Raw genomic sequence first — 12937 nt, 5'->3', positions numbered from 1 at the left:
TAGGGTCAAGATACTATAATTTTACAAGCTTTGCTATAAGCTGATCGTATAAATAATCCTGCAATGCGGCTAACTCAACAGCGTCAATGATTTCCCTACCAAAAGCTTCTAATAATAATCTTTTGGCTAAGGGAGCCGCTATGCCACGTGTTTGTAAGTAGAATAGTTGCCCTTCATCTAATTGCCCAGCCGTTGCTCCGTGGGAGCATTTGACATCATCTGCATAAATTTCCAATTGTGGCTTGGCATAATGGTGGGCCGCATCAGATAAAATCAGTACATTATTGGTTTGATAGGCATTGGTTTGCTGTGCAGCAGGTGTGAGGTAAATTTTACCACTAAAACTACCCATTGACTGACCGCCTAAAATAGATTTGTAATGTTGTTTACTAAGGCTATGGGGCTTACTATGGATGACTTCAATCTGTTGTGTTACATTTTCTGTTGCAGCAAGCGTAGAGAGACCATATAGACCAGCATGGGCATGACTACCATTTATGTGCGCCCTAATATACATGCGCAACATAGCGGCACCAAAGGAATAAGTATGGTGCACAAAGGTGCTATGGTCCTTTTGATGACAATAAAGGCTGTTGACTTGGTAACATGATGGCGCATCGGTATAAAGGGTATGGTAAGATAGATGGGCAGCTTCTTCTAATAGAATATGGGTAAAGGCGTTGACAAAAGGCTGCACTTTAGGCGCTGCCGTATGCCAGTTCTCTATGATGGTTACGTGGCTGGACCCACCTACTTTAACCAACAACTGAGGCACTACATGGCAAAGGGAATCGGTTACAATATGTTGTAGGTTCAGCATTTTTGGATCTTCTCCTGTAATTTCCAACAGATAGCTTTCTTGCGCCAACATCCTATTCAACAAGACAAAAAGATCTTCACTTGAGCCCATATCAGCCCTATAAGCAGTCAATAGCTCTTTTTGTTTAAACAGTGGTAGGGCAGAGAACCTATGTAACTGAACCCCTGAATGGATAGCTTCAGATGGACGCCATATACCATCTACAAAGGTTAAAGTGATTGCCTGGGTAGCACCATATCCAGCCACTTGCACCGGTAGCACCGGCTCAACAGGTAGACTGAAATGGTAAGCCTGGCTTGTCAATAGTGCAAGGGTTGCTCGAAGATTTCTATAGCTTTCCTTCTGGCCTTCTATAAAAGTAGCATGCGTTAGTTTGTTAAATGCCCATAGGCGTTCTGTATAAAAAGGAGCTGTAACAGGCAAAGTTGCAAAGGCCTCTTGCAACCAATTTGTAAATGCCATCATAATGGAAGTTGTGTAATCCAGGCATACCCTTCTTTTTCCAACCGTTTGGCAAGTGTACAATCGCCCGATTGGATGATTTTTCCATCATAAAAAATATGCACGAAATCGGGAACCACATGATCGAGTAGTCTTTGATAATGGGTAATCAATACCATCGCATTGGTTGCGCGACGCAACTGATTAATGGCTTGTGATACAATGGTTAAAGCATCAATATCCAGCCCAGAATCGGTCTCATCCAAAATGGCCAAAGAAGGGTCTAATATAGCCATTTGTAACATTTCATTTCTTTTTTTTTCACCTCCTGAAAAACCTTCATTTAGGGAACGCTGCACCAAGGAATGATCCATATGAAGCAACTTGCGTTTCTCTTTTAAGAGCTCTAAAAAAGCAATCGCATCTAAAGGGGGTAAGTCCCTCTGTTTTCTTATCTGGTTGATAGCGGTTTTTAAAAAATTAGTGGTGGTTACACCTGGAATTTCAACAGGGTATTGAAACGCTAGAAAAAGACCAAGTGCTGCTCTAGCTTCTGGTGCTAGCTGCAATAGCTCCTGACCATGCAATAAGATACGCCCCTTTACAATCTCATAGCCTTCTTTACCAGCCAAAACAGCCGCCAAGGTACTTTTACCTGCACCATTGGGTCCCATAATGGCATGGACCTGCCCTGCATCTACTTGAAGATTGATGCCATTGAGTACTTTTTTATCGCCTACATTGACATGTAAGTCTTCTATTATGAGCATTATCTCTATGTATTGGTTTAAAATAATGGGATGCTTGTTCAGCGCTATGGCCATGCTGCACAAAAACGTCCCTTGTAAAAAGTTGCGATGAGCAAGTGCAGCTATACGGCCATCACATCTGCCTCTTTAAGCGTTAAAAGATGGTTTATTTTATCAATGTAGCCATCTGTTAGCTCTTGTAATTTTTTCTCTGCTCTTTTTATGGCATCTTCTGGTATACCATCTTTTTGTGCAGCTTTTAATATTTCTTTGTAATCACGACGAAGGTTGCGAATCACCACCCTGCCTTTTTCTGCTTCACTTTTAATAAGCTTAACCAGGCTCTTACGTCTTTCCTGAGAAGGAGGAGGCAGTGTAACCATCACCATACGCCCATCATTTCTAGTAGAAAATCCAAGCTGACTTTCTGCAATCGCCTTTTCTATATGGGGAATCGTACTTTGTTCCCATGGTTGCACAGTCAAAGTACGTGGATCAGCAGTAGTAATAGCAGCAATTTGATGGAGTGGTGTTGGATTCCCATAATAGGCTACCATTAAATGGTGTAACATGGTAGGTAGGGCACGCCCAGCATTAACTTTTGCAAAAGCATCCTGTGCATGGCTATAAGCTTTATCCATACTGCGTTCAGCTTGATCTAAATGTTGTTGAATGATTTCCATAAATGGTAAATTATTTGGATGAAGGAAATGAGATGATCGTCTACCTACTACTCACCTAAATCAATCTCTTCTTCACCTTCTCGTAGATCTATTACCTCTAAGTCTCCATGTGCACCTATATCAAATGTAAAATAAGCATCTGATAGCGGCATATTGACAGAAAACTTACAAACTGTACAAATATACCTTGTTTCTTCGTTTTGTACTACTTCCCATCTATGAATTTGTGAGGTAGTACGGTCCACTTCCAGTGTAATACTTTTAAAACTACTCTCCTCTTGAACAGGCGTTAACTGGACGATATCACGTATTATATTTTTGGTTTTGTGTACGATACGTTCTCCTAGATAAACAGATAGATAGCCTTGTTGATAGATATTATATAATTCAGCAAAGTTTAAATCAGAATCTGTTTTAGCATATTCGCTAATGGTCACTTCTTTTAGTGCTTTATCATATACCCAAACCGTTTCTCCATCTGTTATGGTCTCTTTTTGGTCATAGGAGAGCCTATATTGTTGCCCTCTAGCCGTGATGCGCATTTTATCATGCCGAACCGCATCCTCTTCTGGATATTTAATAGTCAGATTGTAGATGGCACTAAAATTCTCTAATCCTTGATAGTAAGCAGAAGTTTTTTCAAGAATTTCAAGTGCTTTTTCATCCACCGCTGCAAAAACAGGGGGCATTGAAACAATGCACCATAAAAGCGATCTAAATAGTACTACTAGAAAGTTCCAAAGCTTAGCGGTCAGCATAACCATTCATACAACATATTTATTACCAATTATAAGGAAAAAGGATGCATCTAAACAATAGACCGCTTTTTTTCAAATTCCTTCGCACTAAAATTATACTAGGCTAGATCTCTTATTGGTCTTAGCATGAGGCTTTATGCTTAGCACTATACGCACTATGCCTGCTAAAGTATCTTGGCGCATAGCATGTACCAACTGAACGGTATAGGCAGCCGTTTTTTTAAAATTATAACCAGACAATAGACACAATTGATAGCGCTTGCATGCTCCCCAACCAGATCCCAACGGCCAGCCCCGCTTCCTATCAAACAATTGCAATGCTACCACGCCACTTTCTGAAGTTTCTGCTCCTTCCAAATCATATTTTATATAGAGATTTTGATAAGGATAGGTAGCTGTGTAATCAACAGATATAATTATATCATAGGATGGCTTCGTATCACTCACCTGGCATTCAAAAAGCAATCCATTGGCTATATGCCACTCACTTTTAGGAAAAGTATAGACCTTTTGTATGCCACCCTCTGTGCCACATCCACCCATAACAAAGGAAACCCAAAAAACATACAAACAGGTTGTCTGTGGTATATACTTCACAAAACGAAGAAATGCCATCAAGAAAAGTGTGAATGATAGATACAAAGAACATTACAGACCCAAATCACTTCCATAAATTTAATTGTAAACCTTAAGTTATCGAAATTTTTTAGGGATTTAAAGGCTAGTCAGTTGAAATAACCACTATATCTCTTTTTGATGCACTGCATTATACAACACATCCAAACAACCAAAATGGTTGTTCCAGGTAGCTGTATCAAGTGGCGTTCTACCATACTTATTTTTTACCATTATCTGAATACCTGTAATATCCACTAATGTCTTAACGACCTGCAGATGACCTTTAGATGCTGCATAATATAATGGGGTATTCTCATGTTGGTTTTTAATATTGACATCAATATCCTTGCTTGCCAGTAACGCCTTAAGCACCTCTAGATGACCTTCAAATGCTGCATAATGCAATGGGGCATTTTCATACTTATCTTTGATATTTACATCAATATTTGTATTCTGCAACAATGCTTGGGTCATCTCTAAATGACCTTTGTATGATACATAATGAAGTGGCGCGTAGGTATCCTTATCTACTGCATTTACATCAATAGCGGTTGATCCTTCTAACAGTGCCTCGAGTACCTCCACATGTTCCTGGGAAACGGCATAATGTATCGGTGTGTTGTCATAGTTATTTCTTGCATTCACATCATTGCTTTTATCTTGCAACAATAATTGAGCTTTTTGTCGATCACCTTCAAAAGCTGCCACATGCAGTGGAGTATCCCCATGTTTGTTTTTTTTATCCATATCGATACTTAAACTTTATGTCAGGAGGTGCTTATAGGTTGCTAACCATTACAGCACCTTGCCTAGTATAGGAACATGAATTGGGACCTTAAAAAGTGCTACAAGGAGCTGAATAATGATTATGCCTGCACTAAAAAAAAATCAGGACATATAATCTAACAATTTTTTATAAAAAATCCTTTTGAAGCATTAAAATAAAAATCAGACTAACCCCGAGTTAAGCCTATAAAGGCAACCTATCTCATTGTTTTTCGATGGCAGATCTGCAATGCCTGACCGGCTGCAGCAGCCAATGCTGCTGCTATTTCAGGAGCCAAATATTGCTTAGCCAGTTCAACATCTACTGCCAGGGTTTCATGAGCCATATATTTAACCTCCTCCAGCATGGTATAACCTGCTGCATGACGTAGGTCATAGAGCCGTTCGGCTAGTTTAATGAAAAGAACAGAAAGCTGTACATGATCTTCCTTAATAGCCTCTTTCAAACGATTCTGCACATAAAGCAAGGAGGGATGATCTAGCGCTTGGCGTTTATCTATACTTATCACATTCAATACAAAGGCATATACACCCAAATTATAATGTTGTTTAACATAAGAAAGCGGTAAACAGGTATGACGCACCAACTCATAGAGCAAAGAAGCATAAATTACCTTAGGAGAATGAAACACCCACTCTACGACCAGTTCAGCAATGCCTACCGACCGGACATAAAACAGTTGGCCCGAAGCATGACGCTTAAGGCCAAAGTACTGCCTGAGTAATAAAAGCAGATTTGAAATGGTACTTGCATCAATAGGATCTACTGCATAAGAGGATTTGCAGACATAATCATAGAATTGCATCAATACCATCATCGAATCAGCTTGCTCCTTAGGCGTAACAGGAGCTGCTGCGTGTAAACAATCCATAGGTAGCTTGACCATCATCCTATCACGAATTGCTGTAACATCATTAGGTAGTACTAAGAGTATAGCTTGTTGGTGGCCACTAACAGGATATTCCATATACCCATAGTGGGCATGAATCATACTGGATATGGCTTCTTTCTGCAAGTCTATCGATGGGGCCACTCCCTGCTCCTCTTCAAAGTCGATCTCCCCTACCCTATCATCGTACAAAGGCTTAACCTTAGGCAGGACGTTAGAAGCGACAGTAGCGTTACTTACTACTAGTCCAGTAGCTTGAAAAAGCATAAAAGAGGGATAGCTACCATCAATAGAATCTGCTTGCTTAAACTGCAAAGAGGTGGCATGCAATTGTATGCTAACCATTGGCGGGCTTGGGCCATCTAGCCGCTCACTAACCCGTAGAACAGCGTTAACCAACGAATAAACCACCTGGTTTACATCACATATAATATGCGTACATAACCCACCACTAACGTCACTTGTTTTTTCTACCAATAGCCTAGGTGGACGGGCCGCCTCTTGCGACAAAGCAAACTCTAATTTATGCATCAACTTATCTAAGCTAATTTTAGTAGGCTGTAACAATAGATGATATTTAGCCTTTTCTTTCTTATTGAAATAGGCTATCCAATCATATAACTTATTTATAATACTCTGAAAATCTTGTTTATAAAGAGGCATATTGCTATCTAAAAAGGAAATAGATTCCTCAATTTTATGCACTACCTTTCCTAAAATAGAACCATATCTTTTAGGCGCACTAAAGCCAGTAACAGGCACCATAGCTGCATCATAGAGCGCTTGTTTGAGTTGTTTAGATGCACCAACCTGCTCCCTATCCCTGAGATAGCCTACTTGCTCAAAGCAGCTATTTATCTTCGCCTTCATACAAATAAAAAAGCTAAAAATCACCAAACCTAAACCCAAACAGAGCAACAGCACCCATACCACACCTGATGGCGACAATGCCAACACCAGTGGCTTGGTATAATAAATGGAACTGAGACAGATAATCAGGAATAGGGTAATCCCTAAAAAACGCACACCCAAATGTAACGGAAGCAACAATAAGGTAACCGCTAAATGGACTAAAGACAAGCCTATATTCAAGAAAAGCGGGGTGCCATGCCACCAATGCCAAAGCAGATTGATAAGAAGGCAAAAAGATAATCCCATTAACCAAAGTAGACCAACCACCCAACCCGGAACAGCTTTGACCTGTTCTGCAAAAAATGTGTTACACCCTAAAAAACACGCACCTACTAAAAGTTGTGGTATCAGCCAATCGGCATGATCTGTAATAGCGGCTACAAAATAAACCAGCAAATTCGTGATGACCACATAAAGCCCTAAAAATATTAGCTGCTCTTTACTGGGTTGCAGCTTAGCCAAAGCATGTTTGATACATACCAATTTATTTTTAATGGCCTCTTTCTGCGCGTTCTTCTTACGGGCATGGACTTGTTTCATTTGGATCCAATCATTATCTGGCCCAACCCAGCCTGCACTTTCTGGTTGTTTGAGTAGATAGTGTGCAGCTAGCATAGCCAGACCATTGGCCAACATACAAATAAAAGAACCATTGATGCCTGCTTGGGGCTCAATCCACCTGTCCCAAGCTAAAATAGAAACAATACCAGTACTCATACCAATCAAAGCGGTTCTGGAAGTACCCCGAAAGCCGAAAACCGCTAATATAAAAGGAGCAGTTGCAACAGGTAGTGACAAATCTAAACTTAACTTGAGCAAATTCAATAGATCATTACAATAAAAAGTCAATATCATGGCCAACAGACCGATCAGGACACTGGTACACGTAGCCAACCGAAGCTGGTGGACATAAGGAGCTTTCTTAGGGCTTCGGATGCTTTGTAGCATGTCATGGCTAATCATAATCGAACAAGAGTTTAATTTAGAGTCAGCTGTGGACATCGCCATAGCCAGTAAACTGATACAAACCATTCCTTTAAAAACAGGTGGAACATGTGCCATGATATAGCCCCAAATAGCAGTTACTGGTAGTTCTGGCGCACCTGCAAAGACAAATAAACCAATGAGCATGATAAAAATGGTTATTACAAAGCTGAAAAGCGTAGCGTATGAAAAAACCTTTCCAGCTTGAATGGAACTAGAAGACATATAGACCCGTTGTATGGTTGGCGGCTCTATATAACCCATTAAAAAGCTCAGTACAAGCAACCCCATACCTAGCAAATTCATGTCAAAATGAAAAACTTTACTAAATTGAAATTTTTCTTGACTTTGTAAAAAAGGAATGATTTCTGCAACTGATTTGCCTGTACTTTTAAACATAAACCATGCTAAAGTGGGAATAATGACCGTAAAGGTTATAAATTGTAGTACATCTGTAAAAGCAACCGCACGAATACCTCCAAAACTAGAATAAAAAATAAGGATCACTGTAACCATAACGGTAATCGCTTTGGGATGTACCGAATCTAAACACATGCTGATAGACAAAGACATTACACTGATTTGCCCAGCAATTATCGCAATAGCATCACAAATACCAGATAGCGCTGTAATCATTCGTGCATATTTACCATATACACTACCTATTGTTTCTGGCATAGAAAGATGACACATAAACCGACCCATATATAGCGCTAGCTTACTAATAATATATAGATCAAATCCAGCCAAAAGATCCAAAATGATCCAGTAAAGGCCAAGGTTATGTACTTGCTGTACATTACGTATTAACCCTCCTCCTCCATAAGCAGTAGCCAATACAGTGGCCACCAAAGTAGCTGTAGCAAACTGTTTGTCTCCTACCGCATATTGCCGAAATGAGGTGATTTTTTGACTAAAATAGACACCTACTACTAAAGTCAATAACAGAAAAACAACCACCATATAAAGTGGTATATTAAAAAATGGTACCATAGCTCAACCAGTTAATAGATTACGAATTAGTCCAGTGAAATATCTTTTCACAAAGTATAAGTACTAATTTGTATATATACAATACTTTAATAATTTTTTGATAAAAAAAAGTATAAAAAAATACATTTTTGTTATTAACACCCTATTATTTTCCAATATAGGATGATGTTTATATAGATAATTAAGACTATTTTCAAGTAAACCAACAAACATTTTAACCAATTTTGTACGAAACAACGCTATACAATGACATGTTGTAGCTGCTTATGCAGCGAAGCCTGTTGCTTAAAGCTGTACAACATCCCAATGGGTTAATCTTTATGATGGGTTTTGGCCTTCTTATAAAAAGTTTCGATTCATGGCTAGTTTTTTTTAGCTTTGGTGTGGAAATACCGAATGGCAACAGGTAGCAAAGCAACTAGTAGTATGGTAGTGGCTTCTAGCCAACAGTAGATGAAAAAAATCAGGGATGTCACAATCGGTATACCACAGACAGTATAGATACAAACATGGAACAAAATCAATTTAAAGTTAAGTATATAGGATCCAGAATGCTTACACCTAGTGTAGCAGAATTAACTTTTATACGCTCTGATCAGCTGCCTTTCCTATTTATACCGGGTCAGTTTATTACTTTTTTATTGCCCCACGCTTCTGGTAAAATAGTGCCACGCAGCTATAGCTTAGCCAATAGTCCAGGAGATAGGTTGGATATCGCCATTGCACCAGTTGAGGGCGGATTTGCTACTAAAATTCTTTTTGACTTAAAAATCGGAGATGAATTGTGTTGTGTAGGGCCTAAAGGGAGACTGATTCTTCAAGAAGCAGAAAGGCCTACTCAGTATATACTAGTAGCTACTGGAACAGGCGTAGCACCTTATCGTTCTATGTTGCCTACCATTGCCAAACAACTCGAAGCGGATGAGCAGTTGAAGGTCACCTTACTATTGGGTGTGCGTTATGCCAACGACCTGCTCTATGTAGAAGATTTTATTGATTTTGCTAAAAGGTACAAAAATTTTGATTTTCGGGGCCACCTAAGTAGAGTAGATACACCAACCACCTCTTACCACTACTCAGGATATGTACAATCGGCCTTTGAAGCACTTAACCTAAATCCAGTCACTGATTTGGTATACCTCTGCGGAAATCCATATATGATCGATGATAGCATAGAAAGGCTACAAAAAATGGGCTTTAACCCACAGCGCATAAAACGTGAAAAATATATATCTCGTGGTGTATAAAAGGAGCATGTTTTCTTGTTTTATAACGCCATTTAATCTGTTAGGTTGATCACCTAAAATTATATAGCACCGTGTTAAACTTTAGATTTTTAAAAGTTCCAGTATCTATTGATTTGAGTTACTGGATTTTTTTATTGTTGGTAATGGGTAGTGCAGGGGGGAACTATAGGGAAAGCCTATTGTGGTCTAGTATCTTTACCTTTAGTATCCTCATACATGAATATGGCCACGCGTTAACTGCGCTTTATTTTGGTGCAGCCCCCATGATTGTATTACAAGCTTTTGGTGGAAGAACGCTCTTCAATACATCCCACATAACAGATAAACAACAGTTTTTAATTACCCTTTCAGGACCGCTCTTTCAAGGACTATTGACGTTGACAGCCTATTTGCTGCTTCAATTTAATATTGTGCATAGTTATTTATTGAAATATTTGCTTATTGTAACGATGTATATCAATACTAGATGGTTGTTGCTAAACTTACTACCCATTGCACCGCTTGATGGTGGCTGGTTGATGCGTTATATATTAGAAAAAAGTTTTGGCCGTAAGGGATATCTGGCTAGTATTATAGTCGGCTTGATGGCTGCTGCCATTGCCATTCCTTATTTCTATTTTCAAGGATATCACTGGTTTTTTATCATGCAACTCTTTATGTGTGGATGGCAATACTGTAAGCTTTGGCAAAAGGAGCGAGAATTGTAATAAAATAAACAAAAAGCCCATCCTACTGCTTTAACTTTTAAAACGTAGCTTACTTATATGAAATGGAAATTGGGTTTGTTCAGCAAAGTGCCGCTAGGAGTTATAAGCCTATTGCCAATGGTAGTGATGGCTTGCAAAAGAAGCGCTCCTAGAGAGGAGCCTGATCCTATTGATCATAAAGATGATAGAAAAGCGCCCATCAGTAATCCAAGTGGGATGCCAACACCAAATACAAGTATACCCAACGGCCTGCAATCCCATGGCTCATTTGGGGATATACCATCTGTACATTACAACCCTTCACCAATAGTAAGGAATTTTTTAAAGGAGATAGATTATAAAAACGCCTTGACTGTACATCTGCCCGCAGCAGGACAACGCCAACAACATGACTTCAGTACGTTAATAGAAGCTAGCCGAACAACAGATCATGTCAAAGGTCAATCTCATGGACTACCCAATACACTATATATCCTTTTGGCAAGGGATCAGCACAAGGGTACCCTAGATACATGTAGGTTAGTTGACGTAGCATCTATAACCCTTAGATCCAATCCAGCTTCAACCGAATCGGCCAACCATTCCTTTGCTTTAACAAAATTTTTAGCAAATGTTCCAAAACTTATTAATGAGGGCAAAGACAATAAACTAGTTGTTTTCTTAAAAAAGGATAACCAGTGGTTTGTTAAAAATGACGATGGTACGGAAACGGCTTTTAATACCCAACAAATAATCCAGATCGCATCAGAGATAGGCACAATCTTTGTTTACCAAAAAACGGATACAAAGACTGCTACTCCCTCTCTTGATTCCCCCTAAATGGATCATCTTCAAGATATTGTTTTTGCTTTTGCATCCTTTGTAATACCCTATAAGCAGCCCCATACTTTTTTAAATGGTAATAACTATAGTACAAAGCTTGGGCAACTGCTTTATCTTTTTTATCCTGCGCACGCGCTATTTTTAGGTAGTACAAAGATTTTTTGAGATACTTTTCTAAGTCTACCATGGTTTGTGCCCACTTATTACGGGCCAATGCAGCGGAATTTTTTGCATGAATGTATCCATACAAAGGACTTGCATAGGGTAGGTTACCTGCTTGCAATAGATCCCTCAAACTGCTGGAGCTGCTATGTTGAACAAGGGGATGATCGTATACTACCCATATAGGACGAGCAGCAAATAATGGCTCCTGAAGTACCCCCCCCCTAAATAATACATAGTTACTCCCTGTCCACCCGATACCGTTGGCTAAGCAGCGCCTCACCGTTACATGCATCAACCCACACCAATCTGCCAGTGCAACATCGTCTAACTGCGTCTTACTCCCCATCGATTTTAGGGTATAGGCATATAATTTTATAGCTTCATTATAAAATATAAAACCCATTTGACGGAGTGCTTCATAGTGGGCCGGATGGTCCTTTAAAAGCTGTTCATAATAACCAATGGCCTCCTGAATCCGTCCTTGATGTTGGAGAACATAAGCATATGCATAGCATAGATGTGGCGCTTTATGTTGCAGATCAACCGCTAAAGAAGCAGCATACCCATCTATGCTTCCAGCAGCTTGGTGAATCAAGCATTTTTCTTCTAATAACTCATTATTAAAAGGAAATTGAAGCAATGCCTCATCCAGAATAGCCATGGCCTTATCAAAATTTTTAAGCTTATGGTAATGAATAGCCGCCATAGCACGTGCAACAGCAAATTGGGGGCCATCTACTGCTAGATAGTCTTGATAATAGCGCAATGCCTCCTCTGGTTGATCAGCACTATGATAAACAATAGCCATATACAACAATGGTGTAGGTTCCTCTGGTAGGATACGCCTACAAATAGCAAAGTGCTCTATTGCTTGATCAACCGCCTCTTGCCTATAGTAGCCCATGCCTCTATTTAAAAAATAACGCCATAGAGCAATCAGGTTCTCAACGGAGAAACTATAAAACTGTTTGCTTTTTGATGCACTTAATTTTTTAGCCTGCGCATAGGCTGCAAGTGCCTCATTCAAGAAAGTAGATGGTTGAGCAACATGCTCCCTTAAGAGACGATCATAAATAACCCCTCTGTAATACCAAGTAGCCGGGTGTTTGGCCAGCTTACTATTTTTAATCGCTTCATCTATAGCTAAACGGGCCTGCTCCACATTAGACAAAGCAGCTACCTGAGTTGTCTGTAGATCATTGGCTTGATCATCTCCTGATACAACTTTAGCCTGTCCATCCTTTGGCTTAATCCCTTTCTGCTTATGCCCGCCTTCAAAGATACGCACAATGCGTGCTATAGCTGGCGGTATAGCAAAAAGCTGTTGGGGCATCACCCAAAGCATACATAGAAAACAAAATT

Annotated in this window: 11 protein-coding genes; 3 read left to right on the top strand and 8 right to left on the bottom strand. The window is 39.6% G+C overall.

Annotated features, from left to right (window positions below):
- Window positions 1–13: 13 nt before the first annotated feature.
- The 7 genes from AAHM81_RS03805 to AAHM81_RS03775 form a co-directional block, all read right to left on the bottom strand.
- The gene (locus AAHM81_RS03805) at window positions 14–1285 is read right to left on the bottom strand and encodes a SufD family Fe-S cluster assembly protein (RefSeq protein ID WP_342265179.1); all 1272 of its coding nucleotides are present in this window, start codon (window positions 1283–1285) and stop codon (window positions 14–16) included.
- Window positions 1282–2031 (bottom strand): Fe-S cluster assembly ATPase SufC, encoded by a 750-nt coding sequence (gene sufC, locus AAHM81_RS03800; protein WP_342265178.1) that lies wholly within the window; start codon window positions 2029–2031, stop codon window positions 1282–1284. Before sufC ends, AAHM81_RS03805 begins: the two co-directional genes overlap by 4 nt.
- Before the next feature lie 101 nt (window positions 2032–2132).
- Complete coding sequence (gene frr, locus AAHM81_RS03795) at window positions 2133–2693, bottom strand: ribosome recycling factor (protein WP_342265177.1); 561 nt, start codon at window positions 2691–2693, stop codon at window positions 2133–2135.
- 47 nt (window positions 2694–2740) lie between these two features.
- Complete coding sequence (locus AAHM81_RS03790; protein ID WP_342265176.1) at window positions 2741–3382, bottom strand: outer membrane lipoprotein carrier protein LolA; 642 nt, start codon at window positions 3380–3382, stop codon at window positions 2741–2743.
- A gap of 162 nt (window positions 3383–3544) precedes the next feature.
- Window positions 3545–4066 (bottom strand): gliding motility lipoprotein GldH, encoded by a 522-nt coding sequence (locus AAHM81_RS03785; protein WP_342265175.1) that lies wholly within the window; start codon window positions 4064–4066, stop codon window positions 3545–3547.
- 126 nt (window positions 4067–4192) lie between these two features.
- Window positions 4193–4816, bottom strand: a complete 624-nt coding sequence (locus AAHM81_RS03780) for an ankyrin repeat domain-containing protein (RefSeq protein ID WP_342265174.1) — start codon at window positions 4814–4816, stop codon at window positions 4193–4195.
- Window positions 4817–5052: 236 nt separating this feature from the next.
- On the bottom strand, window positions 5053–8604 hold the full coding sequence (locus AAHM81_RS03775) for a sodium:solute symporter family transporter (RefSeq protein ID WP_342265173.1): 3552 nt from the start codon (window positions 8602–8604) through the stop codon (window positions 5053–5055).
- A 539-nt stretch (window positions 8605–9143) separates the two neighbouring features.
- Here AAHM81_RS03775 and AAHM81_RS03770 point away from each other — a divergent pair.
- The 3 genes from AAHM81_RS03770 to AAHM81_RS03760 all read left to right on the top strand — a co-directional run bounded on the left by AAHM81_RS03770 (window position 9144) and on the right by AAHM81_RS03760 (window position 11407).
- Window positions 9144–9881, top strand: a complete 738-nt coding sequence (locus AAHM81_RS03770) for an FAD-binding oxidoreductase (RefSeq protein WP_342265172.1) — start codon at window positions 9144–9146, stop codon at window positions 9879–9881.
- 71 nt (window positions 9882–9952) lie between these two features.
- Window positions 9953–10588 carry a site-2 protease family protein gene (locus tag AAHM81_RS03765; RefSeq protein WP_342265171.1) on the top strand — a complete coding sequence of 212 codons (636 nt, stop codon included), beginning with the start codon at window positions 9953–9955 and terminating at the stop codon, window positions 10586–10588.
- A gap of 57 nt (window positions 10589–10645) precedes the next feature.
- Window positions 10646–11407, top strand: coding sequence for a hypothetical protein (locus AAHM81_RS03760; RefSeq protein ID WP_342265170.1), 762 nt, complete (start codon window positions 10646–10648; stop codon window positions 11405–11407).
- Here AAHM81_RS03760 and AAHM81_RS03755 read toward each other — a convergent pair.
- Window positions 11382–12908, bottom strand: coding sequence for a tetratricopeptide repeat protein (locus tag AAHM81_RS03755; protein ID WP_342265169.1), 1527 nt, complete (start codon window positions 12906–12908; stop codon window positions 11382–11384). The two genes, AAHM81_RS03760 and AAHM81_RS03755, sit on opposite strands and share 26 nt — an antisense overlap.
- Window positions 12909–12937 lie beyond the last annotated feature (29 nt).

This window comes from Cardinium endosymbiont of Philonthus spinipes, from assembly GCF_964030745.1.
In the GTDB taxonomy this organism is placed as follows: domain Bacteria; phylum Bacteroidota; class Bacteroidia; order Cytophagales; family Amoebophilaceae; genus Cardinium.
Note: the sequence above shows the minus strand (reverse complement) of the source record. Positions and strands in the feature narration are given on the sequence as shown.

What these genes read in the sequence shown, in the direction of transcription:
- sufC (WP_342265178.1), bottom strand. Translation starts at nt 2,031, where the DNA reads ATGCTCATAATAGAAGACTTACATGTCAATGTAGGCGATAAAAAAGTA.
- AAHM81_RS03780 (WP_342265174.1), bottom strand. Translation starts at nt 4,816, where the DNA reads ATGGATAAAAAAAACAAACATGGGGATACTCCACTGCATGTGGCAGCT.
- AAHM81_RS03785 (WP_342265175.1), bottom strand. Translation starts at nt 4,066, where the DNA reads ATGGCATTTCTTCGTTTTGTGAAGTATATACCACAGACAACCTGTTTG.
- AAHM81_RS03790 (WP_342265176.1), bottom strand. Translation starts at nt 3,382, where the DNA reads ATGCCCCCTGTTTTTGCAGCGGTGGATGAAAAAGCACTTGAAATTCTT.
- AAHM81_RS03755 (WP_342265169.1), bottom strand. Translation starts at nt 12,908, where the DNA reads ATGCCCCAACAGCTTTTTGCTATACCGCCAGCTATAGCACGCATTGTG.
- AAHM81_RS03775 (WP_342265173.1), bottom strand. Translation starts at nt 8,604, where the DNA reads ATGGTGGTTGTTTTTCTGTTATTGACTTTAGTAGTAGGTGTCTATTTT.
- frr (WP_342265177.1), bottom strand. Translation starts at nt 2,693, where the DNA reads ATGGAAATCATTCAACAACATTTAGATCAAGCTGAACGCAGTATGGAT.
- AAHM81_RS03805 (WP_342265179.1), bottom strand. Translation starts at nt 1,285, where the DNA reads ATGATGGCATTTACAAATTGGTTGCAAGAGGCCTTTGCAACTTTGCCT.
- AAHM81_RS03760 (WP_342265170.1), top strand. Translation starts at nt 10,646, where the DNA reads ATGAAATGGAAATTGGGTTTGTTCAGCAAAGTGCCGCTAGGAGTTATA.
- AAHM81_RS03770 (WP_342265172.1), top strand. Translation starts at nt 9,144, where the DNA reads ATGGAACAAAATCAATTTAAAGTTAAGTATATAGGATCCAGAATGCTT.